The organism is Shewanella sp. HL-SH5, assembly GCF_051163755.1.
In the GTDB taxonomy this organism is placed as follows: Bacteria; Pseudomonadota; Gammaproteobacteria; order Enterobacterales; family Shewanellaceae; genus Shewanella; species Shewanella glacialimarina.
This window is the reverse complement of the sequence record NZ_CP195038.1, coordinates 1,014,894-1,033,328: the sequence shown is the minus strand read 5'-3', so window position 1 is coordinate 1,033,328 and position 18,435 is coordinate 1,014,894. Positions and strand designations below refer to the sequence as shown.

Below are 18,435 nucleotides of genomic sequence, written 5' to 3'. Positions count from 1 at the left end.
AAATTGTAGTCAATATCCTATCAACTTCCAATCTACTACAACTATATAAATTAGTTATGACAGAGATCATATTCCAGATAATTAACAAGCTAGGGGTTTCAGAAACACTAAAGCACCTAAAAAGGTGCTTTAGTGTTTCTGCTAACAGTGTATTTATCTAAGGGTACTAAATAAATGTGACTTTAACTGAGTAAAATCAGCGTCTAACTCAACAGATAAAATAGTTTTATTGACGACAGCTTCAAGTTCAGGTGGTAAAGGTAAGTCAACTTGTAACTCTCTATCAACCACATCCTTAAATTTTGCAGGATGCGCTGTACCTAAAAATATCCCATACTCATCTTTAGCCAATAATTGACGTAAACCTTGAGCTGCAATAGCAGCATGCGGCTCTGATTGATAACCCAATCGATATAGATTTTTAAGCGCTTCAGAGGTTTGCAATTCATTTAATGCTAAGCCAGTAATATCAGAAAGTGGCCAGCCCATTTGCTCACAAATAGCTTCAACGCGGGGCCAATTACTCGGCTCTGACACATCCATCGCATTTGACATAGTTGCAACAGTATCATGTGGTGCCCAGTCACCATTTTGTAAGTAACGTGGCACAGTATCATTGCTATTGGTTGCTGCAATAAATCGCTTTATTGGCAAGCCCATCGCTTTAGCAAATAAACCTGCAGTTAAATTACCAAAGTTGCCGCTAGGAACTGATACCACAAAGTTTTCATGACCAGCTTTTTTAGCTTGGGCGATGGCTTCAAAGTAATAACAAATTTGCGCCAATAAACGGCTTATATTGATTGAATTTGCAGAGTTTAGCGCTAAACCTTCTCTGACCTCTTCATCATCAAAGGCCTGCTTCACTAAATGCTGGCAAGCATCAAAATCAGAATTAACCGCCACTGTGTGGATATTCTTGCCTAAAGTAGTGAACATTTTCTCTTGCAGCTCACTGATTTTCCCCTTCGGATACATCACAACAACTTGTACTTTATCTAAACCATAAAATGCATCCGCCACAGCAGCGCCTGTGTCACCAGAGGTTGCTGTCAGAATAGTTAACCCTTTATCGCCTGATAATAAATTGATACATTGCGCCATAAAACGTGCACCAAAATCTTTAAACGCCAGTGTAGGACCATGAAAAAGCTCTAAACAGCTGCGATGAAAATCAACTTCTTTTAGGGGAGCCTCAAAAGTAAATGCTTTATCAACAAACGCGTCAACATTATCTTGTCCTAATTCATCCGCTAACCAAGCGCCTAAAACAAGTTTACTACGCTGCGCAAATGGCATATCAAGTAAACTGTCAATATCATCTAACACAGGGATCGTTTTAGGGAAAAACAACCCTCTATCTTTACCTAGCCCTAATTGAACAGCCTGACTAAAATTAACTTCCTGCGAAGGATGTTTTAAATTATATAATTCCATTACCACTACCTATTAAATTGAAAATTTTGTTTCGATACTAAACGCGTCGAGTACCTTGTTCATCTAATTGACATACATGGGCAAAACCACCTTGCTCTGTCACATAATGTTGCTCTAGCCAGGTTTTAGCCTGCTGAGCTTTTTCTAATGAGTCGGTGACGCTAAATAATGTTGGTCCGCTGCCTGAAATCCCCGTAGTCAGCATTCCTTGTTGCGCTAGAGCTTCTCTGGCATCAAGGTAGCCAGGAATAGCTGCCGCGCGATAAGGCTCAGCCATTACATCCTTGAGCACTTCAATTGCCATAGCAGCATCTTGTTGATAACTAGCATGTACAAAAGCACTTAAATAACGACCAAAATCAATCGCCACCGCTTTATCATATTGATCGGGTAACAATGCGCGCATTTTAGCGGTCGATAATGAAATACCAGGATAAGCCACCACCCAATACCATTGCTTAAAACTCGGTATCGCCGCACAAACCTTATCGGCAGTATTAAGCATTAGTTGCATGCCACCTAAGTAACAGGGGGCAACGTTGTCATAATGCACACTACCTGAGATTTGTCCTTCAAACTCGCCCATTAACAATAGCAAAGCTTGTTGATCAAATGGTTGTTCAAAGTATTCATTTAGTGCATAAAGAGCAGCAACTACAGAGCTAGCACTCGAACCTAACCCACTACCAACGGGTAAATTCTTCTCTAAAATGAGTTTAACGCCATCTTGACGTTGTAGTTTATCAAGAAAAAAAACGGCACACTGATAAACGATATTGTCTTTCAAATCCGTTGGTAATTTATGCGCCCAAGCTCCTACCTGAGTAAATTCAACGCCGCTTTCAATACCGCTAATAGTGACTTTATCGCCCAGAAGGCTACCATCAATAGGCGCTAACGCAGCACCTAATAAATCGAAACCTACACCTACATTCCCCATAGATGCTGGTGCATAAACACTCAGTTGAGCTTGATTAATGCTATTCATTACAAACCCACCTCACGTGTCCAGTTAAGGGTTCTAAGTACGTCGGCGAACACACCTGCTGCAGTCACATCAGTACCCGCGCCATAGCCACGTAAAACAAATGGAATGGGTTGGTAGTAGCGACTGTAAAAAGCCAGCGCATTCTCACCACCTTTGACACTATATAAAGGATCGGTCGCATCAACTTCAATAATGCGAACATAACACTTACCTTGATCAATTTGACCAACATAACGCAGCACCTTTCCCTGCGTTTTAGCTTTAGACACTCTTGTAGAGACTTGTGCATCAAGACGGGTTAAGTTGGCCATAAATGTCTCAACATCACCACTATCATCAAAATCAGTAGGTAATACAGATTCAATGTTAATATCGCTAAGCTCTAACGGCAAGCCAACTTCACGGGCTAAAATAAGCACCTTACGAGCAACATCCATTCCACTTAAATCATCGCGAGGATCAGGTTCTGTGAAACATTTATCACGGGCAATTGATGTGGCTTGCGATAAACTCATTCCTTCATCCAGCATCCCGAAAATATACGATAACGAACCTGATAAAATACCATTAAATTTATGCAGTTTATCACCCGCGCATAACAACTTTTTCAGGTTATCAATAACGGGTAAACCTGCACCAACCGTGGTTTCATATAAAAATTGACGACGTTGCTCTAAACTCACTTTGCGTAATGCTTGATAAAATGCATAATCACGGGTATTGGCTTTTTTGTTTGGCGTGACCACGTGAAATCCAGCATTCATTACATCTAAATAACGGTCTGAAACAGCTTCACTTGAGGTACAATCGACTAAGACTGGGTTGAGTAATTGTTGCGCTTGCCCCCATAGTAATAAATTATTTAAATCATAGGGTTGAGCATTATCAGTCATTAAGCATTGCCAGTTAGATAATTCAATTCCATTACTGTCCAGTAGCATTTGACGTGAGTTAGCAATACCGCATACTCGAATGCTGATGTGCTGCTCTTTTAGCATGTCATTTTGTTGTTTTATTTGTTCAAGCAATCCTGCGCCCACATTACCAGCACCGACTAAGAACACATCAACGTATTGCTGCACATCAAAGAAAGCCTGATGGCAAGCACTGATAGCATGTTTGGTTTTACTTTGCTGGATAACGGTTGAAATAGAGCGCTCTGACGACCCCTGAGCGATTGCTATAATATTAACGCTCGCCTTAGCTAACGCGCTGAAGAACTTAGCCGCCACTCCTTTATGCGTTTTCATGCCATCACCAATTAAGGACACGATAGCTAAACCTTGGCGCAACTCAATAGGCTCAAGTAATTCGGATTTTATTTCTAATTCAAATTCTTGTTCTAGAGCCCATTTCGCTTTCGCTGCGTCACGAGTACCAACACAAAAACTGATACTGTATTCAGATGAGCTTTGGGTGATCAATGATACCGAAATACCACTGCGCGAAATGGCTGCTAACGTACGACTGGCCATCCCAACCATCCCCTTCATACCTGGCCCAGATACGTTAAACATAGTCTGATCATCAAGATTAGAAATGGCTTTAACTTGTAAACCAGTTTGATCTTCATCGTTCGATACCAATGTACCTGGGGCTGATGGATTAAAGCTGTTTTTGATATAGCAAGGAATATGATACTGCGCAATTGGGGCGATAGTTTTAGGGTGCAATACTTTCGCACCAAAATACGATAGCTCCATCGCCTCTTGATAACTCAACTGAGACAATAACTTAGCATCTGTCACCGCACGAGGATCTGTGTTATAAACACCATCCACATCGGTCCAAATTTCACAGCTAGATGCATCTAAACAAGCGGCTAACACGGCAGCAGAATAATCAGAACCATTACGGCCTAAGGTCACAGTTTTTCCATGAGCATCTGCGGCGGTAAAACCTGGCATAACCCATACTCTGTATTCACTTAACGGTAATACTGCAAACCGAGGTTTACTGACATTAATATCAACTACAGACTCTAAAGGCTGTCCATGGGCAAGAAACAATTCAACTGGGTCCAACTGAGCGGCAGTAATGTTTTTAGCCAACATCACTTGCTCCATTAACGCTGCGGATAAACGCTCCCCAGAAACAACAATAGCAGCCCTTACTGAATCCGGGCACTCACCTAACAAGGATATTCCCTCTAACTTAGACTTCCATTGCTGCATTTGCATATTAAGTTTCTGTTTAAGCAATTCCTGTTGAGCTACAGACAACAAGGTTTCACCCGCTTGGGTATATAAATTATTAAAAACATGATCGATATGATCAACAACCGCTTGGTAAGATTTTCCCTCCACCGCTATATCAACCATTTCCAACAATGCATTCGTAATTGTTGCAGGGGCAGAAAGGACCGTTGCTACTGGTTCAGCCTCAGAGGACTCAGCAATAATATCAGCCGCCATTAAAAAACGAGGCCAATTTGCTAACGACGTACCACCAAACTTCATCACTTTCATACCGTTTTCTCCTGCCAATATCATGACATCAATGCAAAATTTTATAATAAAAAAGCCCGCTTCTTTTGTGGGAAGCGGGCTTGTTACTGAATTCTATTTAGGATGAATCAGCCCGCCCCCACTATATTAATAGTGGTGGTTGTAATGATTGTAATGGTTGCTATTACAACGGACTTGTAGGCTGACATATCGCTCACTTATTCGGGTTTCATCAGTGTTACCAAACGCATACGCTTTCCATTGCTGGTAACTCTTATTCACTAATGCTTACAGAATTGCTTTTTTAGCACTATATTGTCAACCCCAGTTGCCAATAAATTTGCATATTAATTAGCATTTAAGTTGATTTATTTAAGATTTCATATTTCATAAACTGAAACATCAATTGCATTCGCAATAAAACAATTAAAATACTGCATTTACGCTAACGTCAACGTTATTAGTATCACAATTAAATTGTTATATTTTTCAATAATTAAAGATAAATCGCACCCATTATGCTCTCCCCTATAGTAGTACAGCAAGAATGAGCAAGCTGATAATGTTCCTGATGCTTAATAAATGAGTAAATTTCTATAGCATTCGATTAATCGGATAAAAACAATAACGAGTTAACTAAATCAATAGGAATTGAGCAAAATACGACACAAATCATCGCAGCCCCAAAAAAATAAAGGTATTATGCGCCCATATCAGCAATTGGAGTCATTATGAAAATTTCAAAACATGCCGCGGTTACCATTCATTACCGTCTAAGCGATGCACAAGGTCAATTATTGGAAAGCTCTTTTGATGCAGAGCCAATGATTTATATTCAGGGTACCGAAAATCTTATACCTGGCCTAGAAGCTGAATTAGAAGGTAAAGTTGTTGGTGATAAATTTGAAGCAAACATACCAGCCGAACAAGCTTATGGTGTATATCACGAAGGTTTGAAGCAAGAAGTGCCTTTAGCTGCATTTGGTGATATTGAAGATATCGTACCTGGTATGCGCTTTATTGCAGAAACAGAAATGGGTCAGCGCCCTGTTCAAGTAACAGAAGTAAAAGACGATAGTGTCATTGTTGACGGTAACCATCCCCTAGCAGGCCAAGCATTAACATTTAATGTTGAAGTTATTGCTGTGAGAGAAACAACTGCGGAAGAAATCGCCCACGGACACATTCATGCCCATGGTGGCAGTTGTGGCGGTGGACATGAACATAATCATGAGCACGATCATGAACCTTGTGACACCCAAAAACCGGGTTGTGATGGCAATGGCGGATGTGGTTGTAATTAATAATAAATGTAGACTATTTTACTAAGCTATTAGGTTATTTCACCTAATTAAAACCAGTAGAAAGTTTGAATAAATGCAAGTCGCTGATTAAAATATAGTCAGCGACTTTTTTTATACGCTATACTTTATCCTGTGTGGTATCAATTGATACGCCATTTAATAGTGTCACGCTTGCCCTTTCCACCTTGTTTATGATTGAGGACAATTTAATAAACATGCGTTAGCAGCGTGGTATATCTCAGTATAAAAATAATAATAATTAATGATTAGCGACGGAGTGCTCATGTTAATTAAGCCACTTTATGAGTTATTACCTTACACATATATTGCTATTGGCGGGGTAAGTATTTTGATTCTACAACAAGAATATGCAATTGCAGCCGCTGTTGTAGTGTTTTTGTTTGGCGCCAGAATTTATAACTTACGCTCACAAAACCGTCGAACCGACACTAAACGCAGACGTAAAGAAGGTTTATGGCCAGACTGGTTGTATGGGTATATGCCATTCCTTTATATTTTATCGGCAGCTTTGCTTTATCGTTTTATCCCTAAAGATTCTAGCGCTCTGTTTGCTATTTGCTTGGTAACCTTTGGGACTTACCTACTTTTAAGGCGCTCTAGTTATAGACGCCATAAAATTCCAGTGTTTAGAACCCATGGCCGTTAATCAATCTTAACTAGAGATAATAAAGGCTTAACAAAAAATAAAAAACCGCTTAATCACATCAAGCGGTTTTTATTGTAATGGGTGTCCTATCAATCTACAAAATCAACTTTTGAACTTGCTCACGCTGCTCATTAGACATGTTTTTAAGGTAATTAGAACAGCGTGTAATCGTTGCAATGCTGACTTGATACTCAGCTGCGATTTGCCTTTGACTTAACTTACCTTCCAGTAAGGTTTGAAACACCTTTAATCGGCCAGCAACTGCGCTGCGCTCTTCCTCTGTCAGCAATAACCGAAATAACACCGCTAATTCATCATGATTCGAATGAGTCAAAATTTTATCGACCACTAAACTCCAATTCGCTCTCATAGGTACTCTCTTTAATAAAGTCCCCCTGATAATAACAAGGAAACAGCCGAAAGCAAAAGCTGCACAAACTATATAGCGATATCCAAAAGTGAAGTTATGTAAACTCGCCTCACATTCAGAAACAATCTAAAGGTGATTTCATACAATAAATGTGTAAAATAAAGCCGATACTCCCTGATAATAATAGAGAATACAATGAAAAAAATTTTACTCGCAATGACGGCAACTGCACTACTTATCCCAAGCGTTTATGCTAATAACTTTAAAGATACTGATCATGCCATTAAATATCGCCAATCAGCATTCGGTTTAATTGCCTATAACTTTGGCGATATGGGTGCGATGTTAAAAGGTAAAAAAGAATTTGATGCCACGGTATTTGCAGCTCGTGCAACCAATGTTGCTGCACTATCAAAAATCCCTCATGAAGGCTTTATCGCAGGTTCAGACAAAGGTAATACCGACGCGTTAGCTAAAATTTGGACTGACAAAGCCGATTTTGATAGCAAAATGACTGAATTCCAAGAAAATGCCACTAAATTAGCTGTCATTGCGCAAGGTACGGATTTAGGGCAGATCAAAAAAGCATTTGGTGATACAGGTCAAAGCTGTAAAGGCTGTCACGACGTTTATAAAAAAGATTAATATCGCAAACATTCTGCTCTAGTATGATAAAAAGCCCATATCGCTAATATCGAATGGGCTTTAATTTTTAGCAGGCATACCGATTAGCAATCGACTACATATACTTGACGACATCTGCTAACAAGCTAAACCACACCCCTGTAAATAAAACAGCAAACACAATTAACGCAAGCCAGATGGGTACCATTTTAGGTTGTTGTAATTCACCGTGAACACGCTTATAGCCTGTTATCATTGCCGTAATTAGGTTTTCACCTTTAATGAGATAAACCATTACAGCCAAAACATGCATTGCAGCAAAACCGAGAATAAGATTGAAGTTTTGTTTATGCACCCATGTCAATGTGCTCGCTGTGGCAGATGATACATAACTATAAAAGGGCCCTTCAGTAAAAATATCATCAGTAGCGAATAATCCTGTTACGAGTTGTATTATTAATAGGCTCAGTAGTAATACCACCATATAGCCGCCTAGCGGATTATGCCCTAAAGATTGGGTTTTCTGTTTATCTTTGGCGTATTGAACAACCGTTTTAGGGGAGCGAATAAAATGGGTAAATTTGGCAGTATCACTACCAATAATTCCCCAAACAAGTCTAAAAGCTAACAGCGTCATTAGTGAATATGCAAATATTTGATGGAGGCTCATCTCGCCAGCATCAGCACTCCACCATAATGCACCGAGTAATATCACCATAATCCAATGAAACGCTCTGACTGGAAAATCCCACACTTTGATTTGCTTGAATTGAGGTTGCATTTAATTGCTCGACTTTAATCAGTGTTGTAATACTTCGCTATAAGCGAAAACATCACTCATTATAAAATTATTTATTCACTTTAGGGGAATTGAAAACGTAAAGAAGTATAAGCAATGCATAGGTGACTTAAGTTAAAAAACTATTCCCCTTAAAAATACAGGTTAACACACTCTTAAACCGCCTAACATGCTGTTGTTATCCATTCAAATATGCGCCTAGTTAATTAGCTTTTCAAGTTAAATTACCGCTATTTTTAACGACAATGTCTATACGCTCAAATTAATACCACCTAACAAAACTCCCGTTCAATTATGCGATATAGATCACATTTTAATAGCCTTAAGTTGGTAATCTGAAGTTAAGCAATACAACAGAAGGTTCAAAATATGCTGAAAATCACTAGCAAGCAACTTGAAGTCACTGCCCCTATTCTTGAACGTATTGAAGGACAATTTGAAAAGCTCACAAGACACGATGTTCATCTTATTAACCCGCATGTCATTATTACTCAGGAAAAGCAGCTCTTTAAAATTGAAGCATCTATAGGCTTGCCAAGTGGAGAACTATTTGCCCAGGCGAAAAACGACAACCTTTACGCAGCAATTACTGCAATGGGTAAAAAGCTGGAAAAACAGCTAAATCGCCTGACCCATAAACCCCAAGCTCAACGTCATACTATACTTGAACGTGCAGAAGATGATTTTGAGTATATCTACAAGGAGGATACCGCCGCTTGATACTCATACCAAAAACACATAGCGCATCCTCGGGTGCGCTTTTTTATGCAGGTTTAAGCCAAAGTGAACAATTTTACATTGACACTCACCTAGCGAAGTTTTAGTTTTAACCTATGAACAAAATATTGTGTCGCGTTTTTATTTTCTTTTTTATGCAACCCACATAGGGAGGCGGTTTTTCTGTATTAAAAAGAAAATGAAAATACCAAAGCCTCCCAAATGGGGGGCTTTTTAGTTTTCACTATCGAAATAAGCAATCGAATTGAACAATATTAAGAGGTTAGTATGAATAAGCCACAAGGGTTAGATCTAACGCGAGAACAGATTACATCGTTAGATAATGAGCTACTGACCTTGCTCTCTAAACGTCGTGAACTCAGTCTTGAAGTCGCCCGCAGTAAAGAAATTGATATTAGACCTATTCGCGATACCCAAAGGGAAAAAGCATTATTAGAACGACTTGTTCAACTTGGACGAGACAAAGGGCTTGATGCACATTTTGTGATATCTCTTTACCAAAGCATCATTGAGGACTCTGTGCTTAACCAGCAAGCTTTTTTACACGGCAGAGCCAATCCTGACACACAGAAACAACACTATACAGTGGCCTTTTTAGGAGCCAGAGGTTCATATTCATATCTTGCCGCCACTCGTTACTGTGATAGAAGGCAGGTGACAATGATCGACTTTGGCTGTCAAAGTTTTGATGACATTGTCAACGCAGTTGAATCAGGCCATGCTGATTACGGATTCTTACCGATTGAAAATACCTCTTCAGGATCAATTAATGAGGTGTACGACGTTTTGCAACATACCAGCCTATCGATTGTGGGCGAAACCACAATAGAAGTCGGACATTGCTTATTAGCAAAACGAGGTACTGATACTGCCAATATTAAAACCGTCTATGCGCACCCACAACCCATTAGTCAATGCAGCCGCTACCTGAGCTTACATCCAGAATTTAAACTTGAGTATTGTGCTAGCAGTGCTGAGGCAATGTCTAAAGTGATTGAAGCTGATAATCAAAGTGTTGCCGCTATTGGTAGCGCTGAAGGGGGTGCTCTATATCAGCTAAGCGCTATTGAAGATGGGTTAGCGAACCAAAAAATAAATCAAAGCCGTTTTATTGTTGTTGCGCGTAAATCAGTTGATGTACCAGCACAATTACCGGCTAAAACAACGTTAATCATGGCTACAGGACAAAAACCTGGCGCGCTGGTTGAAGCACTACTGGTGTTAAAAGCTCATAGTTTGAATATGTCTAAACTTGAGTCGCGTCCCATTCCTGGTACACCTTGGGAAGAAATGTTCTATATCGACATTGATGGCAATCTTGCCAACCATAATGTGCAGCAAGCCATTAAGGAATTAGAGCGATTAACCCGTTTTATTAAAGTATTAGGTTGCTACCCTTGTGAGTCTGTCAAGCCAACACAATTGTCGCAAGCACAATTACTGATTGAACCGAACAGCTCAAGGGCTGTCGAGTCACCAAATCAGCATACTGCATCACCCACAACTAAATATAGTCGCGAATATAAGTCACAGGACAGTGAAGTCCAATGCAAACAATTGCAAGTAGGTAATAATCAATTTGGCGCATTTCAATTAGTTGATGCACCTAAAACTGATACAGAGCTAGCGAGTCTTGCAAAACAAACTAAAGAAGCGGGCTTTCAAGCTATTATTCTTAACCCATCTTTGGGCGTAACTAGCGAAAGCCAACTAAAGAAACATCTTCAGGTCATTGAGCAAGCGGGATTAGTAAGCGTATTATTTATCGAACAAGAAAACGATATCAGCAGTGCCCACTTAGCCGATATGGTTATGTTAAGTGGTCAAAATATGTTTAATCAAGGCTTGCTCGGTCAATTAGGCAGCTTAAATAGGCCTGTCATTATTGAACGTAATAACATGGCCAGTACTGAAGATTGGCTTGCTGCTGCACAAATAGTATTAGCGCAAGGAAATCAACAGGTCATCCTGTGTGATTCTGGGGTCAGAAGCTTTGCAAAGCCAGATCAAATCAGTCTCGACTTATCATCATTAGTCAGCATAAAACAAATGTGCCATCTACCTATCATTTGCAATGTAGCTAATGAGAAGAGCAATAACCGATATCCACAGGCCAAAGCCGCCAAGCAACTTAACGCTGATGGTATTGTATTAGCAGCGCCTTGTACCGATGCCGATAGCAACCTGCTTCGTGAGCTTTATTTGTAGTCTTTATCCACAAAAATGCCGGTATTAACCGGCATTTTTTATTCCTTCTGAATAATACTATAAAACCTAAACCATTAAGCCTTCATTCAAACTCACCCAGCCTTTAAATATACGGTAACTAAACCACGTTATCCCCATAAGATAGAGCGACACACTTAGCCAAACAGGACTTAATAAATAGCCCGCTATAAAAAAGGGACATAGTCCAATAATACTGAGTCGTTGCCAACGCAAATGCGATGCAAGTAATGAATTAGGCTTAATGTTTTTCTGAATAAGATTAAGCCAAAAGCTCATTAACACAGGAATAAAAAAAAGCGGAAAAGCACTCATCATTGCATAGAGAAAATGGCCTACGGTATTATCTTGCGATGTTGATGTTGATGTTGATGTTGATGTTGACAGCGTATCGAATGAAGTCATGGGCACATCTCCAAAATAGAATAGGTAAAGGGCAATTTAATTGCTCTGTCATCGATAATATACGCTGACTACTAGAATATAAATGTAAGCCCTATACTGTATTTACGCAAACAACAAAAAATGAAAAATGATTAACCTGTCTTCATATCATTCACTGACTGCAGCATTGCACGGCTTTCATGTTGAAACTGTGGAGCAAAGTCACCAAACCACTTAGCGACGCGTTTAAATTCTTCTACAAACGCATTACGGTCACCTGACTTTAATAATGCTAACGCGTCTCGATAGTTATCCAAATAATCACTTATCACGTCTTGGCTGCCTTGCTGTGCAAATATAATATCGGCATAAAGCTCGGGATCTTGAGCAAACAATCGACCTACCATCGCCAGCTCTAATCGATAAATTGGCGAACTAAATTGCAGTAATGTATCTATATCAGCCTGCTCCTCACATAGATTCACACCATACACAAAACTAGAAAAGTGACGCATAGCTTGTACAAGTTGCATCGCTTTGTCGTGTTTAACCGGTTCAGCTTCAACAACTCTTGCGCCCCAAATAGCAATTTGTTCAAGTAACCATTGATAAGATTCAGGCTGACGCCCATGGCACACCACCACAACTTGTTTAGCTAAACTGCCGACATCTGGGCCAAACATAGGGTGTAAACCTACCACAGGCCCTTTGTGCGCCTCTAGCATCGCCAAAACAGGCTGTTCTTTAATCGAAGTTAAATCAGCTAAAATGCATGTGTCGGGTAAATGAGTCAGGTGTTCTCGAATAACATCACAGGTGACTTTAATTGGCACAGTAACCAGCACCATTCCGGCACCATCAAATAGTGCTTCGGCGCGGTGCCAATCATTCTTGTCCAAGCTTTTCACTTGATAACCAGATAGTGTGAGCATTTGAGTAAATAACTGACCTAACTGGCCATCACCACCAACGACAACCACATGGCCTAAGTCTGTTTTTACCTGTTTAAAGCCAACATCTTTTTCATTCAAATAAGACTCACGCATTAAGCGACGTAAAATATCTTCGATCAATTGTGGCGATACATTCATCTTTTGCGCTTCGTCACGACGTTTAGCTAACATGGAAGCTTCACGTTGTGGGGCATAAATGGGCACACCAGCGGCGTGCTTGACTGCACCAACTTGTGCCACTAAATCAAGTCGCTTACGCAACAGGTGTAGAAGTTGTTGATCAACGCCATCGATTAAATCGCGTAGTTTTTCTAAATCAGCTGTGGTTTTTTCGTTCATCATACTTTTCATTAACCATTAACAACTTGCAGCACATTAAAGCGAGTTGGCAGTACGGCAGATAATTGGTTAGCGCCTTGTCGTAAAATTGTTTCAGTTGTTGCCCAATCAATACAGGCATCGGTGACAGATACACCATAGTCAAGTTCATTTAATGGCTTATTGGTACTTTGATTACCTGCATTTAAATGGCTTTCAAGCATAACACCAATGATAGATTTATTGCCCGAGACAATTTGATTAAATACATCTTCGCACACTTGTTTTTGACGATTGTGATCTTTAGATGAATTACCATGGCTGCAGTCAACCACTAAACGTGCATTCAACTTAGCATTATGAATTTGTATTTCACACTCAGCCACACTTTTAGCATCATAATTAGGTGCGATACCGCCACGAAGAATGATATGACCGTCAGGATTACCGGCAGTTTGCAATAAGCTGACCTGGCCTTCTTGGTTAATACCCATAAAACGGTGGCTGCTGGCTGCAGATTTCAGGGCATTAATAGCAACATCTAGCTTGCCTTCTGTACCATTTTTAAAACCTACAGGCATAGATAACCCCGATGCCATTTCTCGGTGGGTTTGAGATTCAGTGGTGCGGGCGCCAATAGCAGACCAGGTGACTAATTCAGAAATATACTGAGGACTAATAGGATCCAGCGCTTCAGTTGCCACGGGCAATTCTAATTCAGCTAACCAAATCATCAATTCACGAGCCATACGGAGTCCTTTTTCTACATCAAAAGACTCATCCATATTCGGATCGTTAATAAGCCCTTTCCAGCCTACTGTGGTACGAGGTTTTTCAAAGTACACGCGCATTAAAATATAAAAGTCATCACTGAGTTCATCGTGTAATTTTTTCAACTTAAGCGCATATTCTTTAGCTGCATCAATATCATGTATTGAACAAGGCCCTGTCACAACCAATACCCGACTATCACGTTTATGCACAATGTCTGCTACCGTTTTACGCGCATCCAAAATATAACGATATGCATGTGCTGATAAGGGTAACTCTTGTTTCAGTTGTGACGGCGTTGACAGTATTTGCTCAGAACTAATATGAATATTGTTGATGGTATCTTGCTGCATGATATCGGCTCACTGTAATAAGGTAAAAAGCAATCTAGTCACACTTTTTAGTGATAACTAAAACCACTGTATTTTTGTAATGATACACCATTACAACATAGAGCTAACTATGCCTGTGCATTTTTATGAGATCAAGGCTTATTTAACTCAAATGTGTAATTACTGCCATATCAGTATTCATGAGGATCATATGGCTATCTATTGTTAAATGACTAATGTGAAACTCAGATAATGAGTCAGGCTCTATAAGTAAAGCTAAGGGCTAAATAAAAGTCTGCTTACATGACTCAAAAATGATGGGGACGAATGCTAAAAACAAAAAACCGCCTTTCGGCGGTTAGTTGTGCGAACACTGCATCTTTTAAACTAAATTGATAACTATTACTTAGTTGCCAATTTTTCACGGATACGTGCAGATTTACCTGAACGCTCACGTAAGTAGTAAAGTTTAGCACGACGAACACGGCCGCGACGCTTAACTTCGATGCTAGCAATTAATGGGCTGTGCGTTTGGAAAGCACGCTCAACACCTTCACCATTAGAGATTTTACGTACTGTGAATGCAGAGTGCAAACCACGGTTACGCTTAGCGATAACGATACCTTCAAAAGCCTGAAGACGCTCTTTATCACCTTCTTTTACGCGTACTTGAACTACTACTGTATCACCAGCACCAAAATCAGGTACGTCTGTTTTCATTTGCTCATCGTTGAGCATTTTAATGATGTTGTTCATAACTTACTCCATTCTAGAATAACTGAAACAATGACTATACGGACGTGTCCGTTTCATTTACAAACTGCGCTAATAAGGCTGTTTGTTCGTCAGTCAGAGCTAGATTTTCAAATATTTCTGGTCGTCGTAGAAAAGTTCTTCCGATACTTTGCTGCAACCGCCAGAGTCTGATTTTTTCGTGGTCACCGCTTAACAACACTGCCGGTACGTCCATGCCATCTAAGTTTTCAGGGCGAGTATAATGAGGACAATCCAGTAATCCGTCAGAGAAAGAATCTTGCTCTGCTGAAGCTTGCTTACCCAGTACACCAGGTACTAGGCGAGCCACTGAATCGATTAAAGTCATTGCAGGTATTTCGCCGCCCGAAAGCACGTAATCCCCGATTGACCATTCTTCATCTACTTCAGTTTGAATAATGCGCTCATCGATACCTTCGTAGCGACCACACACTAAAATCAAACTGTCTGATTTAGCTAACTCAGTAACGCCTTGCTGATCCAGCTTGCGTCCCTGAGGAGATAGATAAATCACTTTCGCTCTGTCACCCGCTGCAGCTTTTGCAGCATGAATGGCATCTCGTAAAGGTTGCACCATCATTAACATTCCAGGTCCACCACCGTATGGGCGATCATCAACCGTGTTATGTCTGTCATGGGTGAAATCGCGAGGATTCCACGTGTGCACCTTAAGCAGGCCGTTTTTTACGGCTCGACCCGTCACCCCAAAGTCTGTAACAGCACGAAACATCTCTGGAAACAGGGTTATTACCCCTAACCACATATGTTGTACCTCGACTTAGAAGTCAGGATCCCAATCCACTATTATCTGTTTACCTTGCAAATCCACTTTTAAAATGAATTGTTCAGGGACAAAGGGGATCATACGTTCCACTTTGCCAAAAGCATCTTTGGCATTAGCTTTAACAAGTAACACGTCGTTAGATCCTGTTTCCACGATCTGGTCAACAATGCCCATGTTGTAGCCGTTATTATTAGTCACTTCACATCCGATAAGATCACGGTGATAAAATTCATCATCACTGAGTTCTTTCATTTGCTCAGGCATAATCGCAATTTCACAATTTGTGAGCATTTGCGCCTGTTCCCGTGATACAACCCCTTCAAGTTCAGCGATAACCGCCTTACCTTGTGAGCGCCACTGGCTGACTTTAACTTCACGCCATTTCCCCTGGTCATATATAAGCCAAGGAGAATAATCAAAAATGCCTTCAACAGAATTGGTATAGGCAGTGATTTTTAGCCAACCTTTAATGCCATGACAAGCGCCTATTTTACCCAGCACAATCGGCTGTTGGTTACTACTCATCTATCTATACCTAAACGCAATTAAGCAGCTGCTTTACGTGCGTCTTTAATTAACTTAGCAACACGCTCAGATGTTGCCGCGCCAGTAGCAACCCAATGCTCAACACGATCTAAATCTAAACGTAAAGTTTCTTCTTGACCACGAGCTAGTGGGTTGAAAAAGCCTACACGTTCGATGAAACGACCGTCACGAGCATTGCGGCTATCAGCAACAACGATATTGTAAAATGGACGCTTTTTTGCGCCGCCACGAGCTAAACGAATGGTAACCATGCGTTTTATTCCTCTAATGATTTGCTAGAAGCAAAAATAAAAACTGGAACCCGTGTTCGCGAAGGTCCCAGTAAGAAAGCCGGAAGATTTTACCCTACTTTGAAACTAATGCAACCCAAAGCGCCGTTTTTTACAGCAAAAAGGGTTATAGCGCCAAGCAAAGTATCACTTCCGAAGATTAAATTGATTAACTAACGACCGGGCATCTTCATACCAGGCGGTAACATACCGCTCATACCACGCATCATTTTTTTCATGCCGCCTTTAGCTGACATTTTTTTCATCATTTTTTGCATTTGAGTAAATTGCTTTAACAGGCGATTTACGTCTTGAATTTGTGTCCCTGAACCTAGCGCGATACGACGTTTGCGTGAACCTTTGATTACATCAGGGTTTTTGCGTTCTTTGGCTGTCATGGAGTTAATAATCGCTTCCATTTGGCCAGTCATTTTACCGTCTTGAACTTGCGCTAATGCTTCTGGAGGTAACTTACCGACACCGGGCAGCTTTTCTATCATGTTCATCATGCCGCCCATGTTTTTCATTTGCTGCAGCTGTTCACGAAAATCTTCTAAATCAAAACTACCACCAGCTTTCACTTTAGAAGCCAGTTTCATTGCCTTGTCTTTATCGACGCCGCGTTCAACTTCTTCAATCAGTGAAAGAACATCACCCATACCTAAAATACGCGATGCGATACGGTCGGGATGGAAAGGTTCAAGCGCGTCAGTTTTTTCACCAACACCTAAAAACTTAATCGGTTTGCCAGTTATGCTGCGAATTGATAACGCCGCACCACCGCGAGCATCACCATCCACCTTGGTTAAAATCACCCCTGTTAATGGCATTGCTTCATTAAAGGCTTTAGCTGTATTTGCTGCATCTTGACCTGTCATGGCATCAACAACAAATAAGGTCTCTACAGGCTTAATAACCGCATGAAGCTGTTTAATTTCGTCCATCATGGCTTCGTCAACATGCAAACGACCTGCTGTATCGACAATAACAACATCAATGAACTTTAGTTTGGCATAAGCTATTGCCGCTTTTGCTATATCTAACGGCTTTTGACTGACATCAGATGGGAAAAACTCAACCTCAACTTCAGCAGCTAAGGTTTCAAGCTGTTTTATTGCCGCTGGGCGATAAACATCAGCACTGACAACTAAGACGGATTTTTTATGACGAGTGCGTAAAAACTTACCTAACTTGGCTACAGAGGTAGTTTTACCCGCTCCTTGAAGACCCGCCATCATAATGACAGCCGGAGGCTGAGCAGCTAGGTCAAGCTCTTCATTAGCTTCCCCCATAGCGCGTTCAAGTTCACTTTGCACAATCTTAATAAAAGCTTGGCCTGGACTTAAACTTTTAGAGACTTCTTGTCCGACAGCGCGATCTTTTACACTGCTAACAAAGTCTCTTACTACTGGCAATGCAACATCAGCCTCGAGCAAAGCCATGCGGACTTCACGTAAGGTGTCTTTAATGTTGTCTTCCGTTAATCGACCGCGACCACTTATATTTTTTAGTGTTCGTGATAGTCTGTCAGATAGATTCTCAAACATTTAACCGCTCTTAATACGCTTATCGATAATGCGCACTATTATACTCAAAAATTTTTAAGATGCGCGCTTGTGTGACAAATTATTCATTTTTAACTCAAACGATTAGCCTTACGCCTTATTTATAACAGGATCAAACTCATGTTTAATCATGGTGTTC

General features: G+C 40.5%; 18 protein-coding genes and 1 other annotated feature. Of the genes, 5 read left to right on the top strand and 13 right to left on the bottom strand.

All coding sequences use genetic code 11. The features are described from left to right. Nucleotides 1–153 precede the first annotated feature (153 nt). The 3 genes from thrC to thrA are packed head-to-tail and all read right to left on the bottom strand — an operon-like array spanning nucleotide 154 to nucleotide 4,893. Nucleotides 154–1,437: a threonine synthase gene (thrC, locus tag ACRWQM_RS04470; protein WP_434926863.1), complete on the bottom strand. Its 1,284-nt coding sequence runs from the start codon at nucleotides 1,435–1,437 to the stop codon at nucleotides 154–156. 37 nt (nucleotides 1,438–1,474) lie between these two features. Continuing rightward, complete coding sequence (gene thrB / locus ACRWQM_RS04465; protein WP_434931386.1) at nucleotides 1,475–2,425, bottom strand: homoserine kinase; 951 nt, start codon at nucleotides 2,423–2,425, stop codon at nucleotides 1,475–1,477. After that, nucleotides 2,425–4,893, bottom strand: a complete 2,469-nt coding sequence (thrA, locus tag ACRWQM_RS04460) for a bifunctional aspartate kinase/homoserine dehydrogenase I (protein WP_434931385.1) — start codon at nucleotides 4,891–4,893, stop codon at nucleotides 2,425–2,427. Before thrA ends, thrB begins: the two co-directional genes overlap by 1 nt. Before the next feature lie 710 nt (nucleotides 4,894–5,603). Here thrA and slyD point away from each other — a divergent pair. Then, the gene (gene slyD, locus ACRWQM_RS04455; protein ID WP_434931384.1) at nucleotides 5,604–6,176 is read left to right on the top strand and encodes a peptidylprolyl isomerase; all 573 of its coding nucleotides are present in this window, start codon (nucleotides 5,604–5,606) and stop codon (nucleotides 6,174–6,176) included. 283 nt (nucleotides 6,177–6,459) lie between these two features. Then, on the top strand, nucleotides 6,460–6,843 hold the full coding sequence (locus tag ACRWQM_RS04450) for a hypothetical protein (RefSeq protein WP_226413982.1): 384 nt from the start codon (nucleotides 6,460–6,462) through the stop codon (nucleotides 6,841–6,843). 94 nt (nucleotides 6,844–6,937) lie between these two features. Here the strand turns inward: ACRWQM_RS04450 and trpR are convergent, their stop codons facing one another. After that, nucleotides 6,938–7,213, bottom strand: coding sequence for a trp operon repressor (gene trpR / locus ACRWQM_RS04445; protein ID WP_226413980.1), 276 nt, complete (start codon nucleotides 7,211–7,213; stop codon nucleotides 6,938–6,940). Nucleotides 7,214–7,408: 195 nt separating this feature from the next. Here trpR and ACRWQM_RS04440 point away from each other — a divergent pair, with 195 nt between their 5' ends. After that, the gene (locus tag ACRWQM_RS04440; protein WP_226413978.1) at nucleotides 7,409–7,858 is read left to right on the top strand and encodes a c-type cytochrome; all 450 of its coding nucleotides are present in this window, start codon (nucleotides 7,409–7,411) and stop codon (nucleotides 7,856–7,858) included. A 94-nt stretch (nucleotides 7,859–7,952) separates the two neighbouring features. Here ACRWQM_RS04440 and ACRWQM_RS04435 read toward each other — a convergent pair whose 3' ends face one another. After that, nucleotides 7,953–8,618, bottom strand: coding sequence for a cytochrome b/b6 domain-containing protein (locus tag ACRWQM_RS04435; protein ID WP_434931383.1), 666 nt, complete (start codon nucleotides 8,616–8,618; stop codon nucleotides 7,953–7,955). A 387-nt stretch (nucleotides 8,619–9,005) separates the two neighbouring features. Between ACRWQM_RS04435 and hpf the strand changes: the two genes are divergently transcribed. Together hpf and ACRWQM_RS04425 are read left to right on the top strand one after the other, a co-directional pair. Beyond that, on the top strand, nucleotides 9,006–9,356 hold the full coding sequence (hpf, locus tag ACRWQM_RS04430) for a ribosome hibernation-promoting factor, HPF/YfiA family (RefSeq protein ID WP_434931382.1): 351 nt from the start codon (nucleotides 9,006–9,008) through the stop codon (nucleotides 9,354–9,356). Between the two features lie 112 nt (nucleotides 9,357–9,468). After that, nucleotides 9,469–9,593 (top strand) — a sequence feature (Phe leader region). 48 nt (nucleotides 9,594–9,641) lie between these two features. Continuing rightward, a complete protein-coding gene (locus ACRWQM_RS04425) occupies nucleotides 9,642–11,582 on the top strand; it encodes a chorismate mutase (protein WP_434931381.1) in 1,941 nt (646 codons plus the stop codon). A gap of 66 nt (nucleotides 11,583–11,648) precedes the next feature. On the opposite strand, the gene ACRWQM_RS04420 is transcribed toward ACRWQM_RS04425, so the two are convergent. The 8 genes from ACRWQM_RS04420 to ffh all read right to left on the bottom strand — a co-directional run bounded on the left by ACRWQM_RS04420 (nucleotide 11,649) and on the right by ffh (nucleotide 18,278). Further along, entirely contained in the window at nucleotides 11,649–12,005 is a 357-nt protein-coding gene (locus tag ACRWQM_RS04420) for a hypothetical protein (protein ID WP_226413970.1), read from the bottom strand. 131 nt (nucleotides 12,006–12,136) lie between these two features. After that, the gene (gene tyrA, locus ACRWQM_RS04415; RefSeq protein ID WP_434931977.1) at nucleotides 12,137–13,276 is read right to left on the bottom strand and encodes a bifunctional chorismate mutase/prephenate dehydrogenase; all 1,140 of its coding nucleotides are present in this window, start codon (nucleotides 13,274–13,276) and stop codon (nucleotides 12,137–12,139) included. A gap of 11 nt (nucleotides 13,277–13,287) precedes the next feature. Further along, nucleotides 13,288–14,379 (bottom strand): 3-deoxy-7-phosphoheptulonate synthase, encoded by a 1,092-nt coding sequence (locus ACRWQM_RS04410; protein WP_434926871.1) that lies wholly within the window; start codon nucleotides 14,377–14,379, stop codon nucleotides 13,288–13,290. A gap of 381 nt (nucleotides 14,380–14,760) precedes the next feature. Then, nucleotides 14,761–15,114: a 50S ribosomal protein L19 gene (gene rplS, locus ACRWQM_RS04405; protein WP_188955527.1), complete on the bottom strand. Its 354-nt coding sequence runs from the start codon at nucleotides 15,112–15,114 to the stop codon at nucleotides 14,761–14,763. A gap of 34 nt (nucleotides 15,115–15,148) precedes the next feature. Beyond that, nucleotides 15,149–15,895, bottom strand: coding sequence for a tRNA (guanosine(37)-N1)-methyltransferase TrmD (gene trmD, locus ACRWQM_RS04400; protein WP_434926872.1), 747 nt, complete (start codon nucleotides 15,893–15,895; stop codon nucleotides 15,149–15,151). Between the two features lie 15 nt (nucleotides 15,896–15,910). After that, on the bottom strand, nucleotides 15,911–16,441 hold the full coding sequence (gene rimM, locus ACRWQM_RS04395) for a ribosome maturation factor RimM (protein WP_226413964.1): 531 nt from the start codon (nucleotides 16,439–16,441) through the stop codon (nucleotides 15,911–15,913). Between the two features lie 20 nt (nucleotides 16,442–16,461). Further along, nucleotides 16,462–16,713 (bottom strand): 30S ribosomal protein S16, encoded by a 252-nt coding sequence (rpsP, locus tag ACRWQM_RS04390; RefSeq protein ID WP_160053063.1) that lies wholly within the window; start codon nucleotides 16,711–16,713, stop codon nucleotides 16,462–16,464. Nucleotides 16,714–16,904: 191 nt separating this feature from the next. After that, nucleotides 16,905–18,278, bottom strand: a complete 1,374-nt coding sequence (ffh, locus tag ACRWQM_RS04385; protein ID WP_434931380.1) for a signal recognition particle protein — start codon at nucleotides 18,276–18,278, stop codon at nucleotides 16,905–16,907. Nucleotides 18,279–18,435 lie beyond the last annotated feature (157 nt).

Excerpts from the sequence above, each read along its gene's own strand:
- rplS (WP_188955527.1), bottom strand. The coding sequence starts at position 15,114 with ATGAACAACATCATTAAAATGCTCAACGATGAGCAAATGAAAACAGAC.
- ACRWQM_RS04425 (WP_434931381.1), top strand. The coding sequence starts at position 9,642 with ATGAATAAGCCACAAGGGTTAGATCTAACGCGAGAACAGATTACATCG.
- ACRWQM_RS04435 (WP_434931383.1), bottom strand. The coding sequence starts at position 8,618 with ATGCAACCTCAATTCAAGCAAATCAAAGTGTGGGATTTTCCAGTCAGA.
- thrB (WP_434931386.1), bottom strand. The coding sequence starts at position 2,425 with ATGAATAGCATTAATCAAGCTCAACTGAGTGTTTATGCACCAGCATCT.
- ACRWQM_RS04440 (WP_226413978.1), top strand. The coding sequence starts at position 7,409 with ATGAAAAAAATTTTACTCGCAATGACGGCAACTGCACTACTTATCCCA.
- tyrA (WP_434931977.1), bottom strand. The coding sequence starts at position 13,276 with ATGAACGAAAAAACCACAGCTGATTTAGAAAAACTACGCGATTTAATC.
- rpsP (WP_160053063.1), bottom strand. The coding sequence starts at position 16,713 with ATGGTTACCATTCGTTTAGCTCGTGGCGGCGCAAAAAAGCGTCCATTT.
- slyD (WP_434931384.1), top strand. The coding sequence starts at position 5,604 with ATGAAAATTTCAAAACATGCCGCGGTTACCATTCATTACCGTCTAAGC.
- thrC (WP_434926863.1), bottom strand. The coding sequence starts at position 1,437 with ATGGAATTATATAATTTAAAACATCCTTCGCAGGAAGTTAATTTTAGT.
- thrA (WP_434931385.1), bottom strand. The coding sequence starts at position 4,893 with ATGAAAGTGATGAAGTTTGGTGGTACGTCGTTAGCAAATTGGCCTCGT.
- hpf (WP_434931382.1), top strand. The coding sequence starts at position 9,006 with ATGCTGAAAATCACTAGCAAGCAACTTGAAGTCACTGCCCCTATTCTT.
- trmD (WP_434926872.1), bottom strand. The coding sequence starts at position 15,895 with ATGTGGTTAGGGGTAATAACCCTGTTTCCAGAGATGTTTCGTGCTGTT.
- trpR (WP_226413980.1), bottom strand. The coding sequence starts at position 7,213 with ATGAGAGCGAATTGGAGTTTAGTGGTCGATAAAATTTTGACTCATTCG.
- ACRWQM_RS04410 (WP_434926871.1), bottom strand. The coding sequence starts at position 14,379 with ATGCAGCAAGATACCATCAACAATATTCATATTAGTTCTGAGCAAATA.
- ffh (WP_434931380.1), bottom strand. The coding sequence starts at position 18,278 with ATGTTTGAGAATCTATCTGACAGACTATCACGAACACTAAAAAATATA.
- ACRWQM_RS04420 (WP_226413970.1), bottom strand. The coding sequence starts at position 12,005 with ATGACTTCATTCGATACGCTGTCAACATCAACATCAACATCAACATCA.
- ACRWQM_RS04450 (WP_226413982.1), top strand. The coding sequence starts at position 6,460 with ATGTTAATTAAGCCACTTTATGAGTTATTACCTTACACATATATTGCT.
- rimM (WP_226413964.1), bottom strand. The coding sequence starts at position 16,441 with ATGAGTAGTAACCAACAGCCGATTGTGCTGGGTAAAATAGGCGCTTGT.